The following is a 1,487-nucleotide window of genomic DNA, read 5'->3' as shown; positions in this document are numbered from 1 at the left end:
GGGCACCATGTAGTCGGGGAGGTGGTCGGCGGCGAAGGTGTGGATCGTGGTGGGGTCGAGGGGGGTGTGGTTGCGGGGGACGACGTAGCCGACGAGTCGGTCGCCGGTGTGGTGGTCGTGGTGGACTGTCACTGCGGCGTGGGTGATGTCGGGGTGGGTGGTGAGGGTTGCTTCGATTTCGCCGAGTTCGATGCGGTGGCCGCGGATTTTGACTTGGAGGTCGCGGCGGCCGAGGTATTCGAGGTTGCCGTCGGGGTGCCAGCGGACGAGGTCGCCGGTGCGGTACATGCGTTCGCCGGGTGGGCCGTAGGGGTTGGCGACGAACCGTTCGGCGGTCAGTGCGGGTCGGCTGTGGTATCCGCGGGCCAGCTGGACCCCGGCCACATACAACTCGCCCACCACCGCCACCGGTACCGGATGCAAGCGGTGGTCCAGCACGTAGGCGTGGCAGTTGATCTGGGGTGTGCCGATGGGTACCACCGACTCTTCGTGTTGGGTGCAGCGGTGGCAGATGACGCTGACGGTGGTTTCGGTGGGCCCGTACTGGTTCCATACCGTCGCCGGACCGAACTCCGCCAACCGTGCGACCGTCTGCCCGGACAGCGTTTCACCGCCGAGGTAGACCACCCGCACGCCGCGGAGGACGTCGGGTGATCGGCTGGCCATCAGGGCGGTCAGTACCGTCGGCACCGACGCCACGTGAGTGACCTTCTGTGCCCGGATGAGTTCGGCGAGGTAGTCGGGGTCGCGTTGGCCGTCGGGCCCTGCCAAGACCACGCAGCCCCCGACCTGCAGCGGTGCGAAGAGGTCGGGGGTCGATGCGTCGAAGGTCACCGCGTTGCTCTGCAGAAGACGGTCACCCAAGCCGTAGTCGAACGCAACCCACTGCACCTCGTTGACGATCGCGCTGTGCGCCACGGTCACCCCCTTTGGGCGGCCGGTCGATCCCGAGGTGAACATCACGTAGGCCGTGTTCTGCGGGCGTAGCGGTGCGCGGCGGTCCGCGTCGGTCACCGGCGCCCCGGACAGCGGTGACAGATCGATGGTGTCGAGGTGGAGGACCGGTACCGGGTCGGGCGGATCGTCTTGGTCGTCGTGGGTGGTCAGCATGCAGGTGGGTTGTGCCACTGCGAGTATGAAGTGTGTGCGTTCGGCTGGGTGGTGGGGGTCGATGGGCAGGTAAGCTGCACCGGCGGTGAGGGTCGCGTAGACGCCGACGACGAAGTCGAGGGAGCGGCGCATTCGTAGTGCCACGATGGTTTCCGGGCCCACGCCCTGGGTGATCAGGTGTCGGGCGAGGCGATTGACGCGTGCATCGAACTCGGCGTAGGTCAGTGTTCGGTTTCCGTCCACCACCGCGGGCGCGTCGGGTGTGCGCGTCACCTGCGCACCGAACATCGACACCAGTGTGTCGGTGGTTGTCGCATGATCGGTGTGGTTCCAGTCCTCGAGGATCAGCTGTTTTTCGTCGGCGTCGAGGAGGTCGA

At 66.9% G+C, this 1,487-nt stretch carries 1 protein-coding gene; it reads right to left on the bottom strand.

What is annotated here, in order from left to right; genetic code table 11:
* On the bottom strand, positions 1 to 1,487 hold a 1,487-nt coding region (locus HGB39_RS38050; protein WP_168443034.1), incomplete at both ends, for a non-ribosomal peptide synthetase.

Origin of the sequence: Rhodococcus opacus, assembly GCF_012396235.1 — a bacterium.
Lineage (GTDB): Bacteria > Actinomycetota > Actinomycetes > Mycobacteriales > Mycobacteriaceae > Rhodococcus_F > Rhodococcus_F opacus.
Note: the sequence above shows the minus strand (reverse complement) of the source record. Positions and strands in the feature narration are given on the sequence as shown.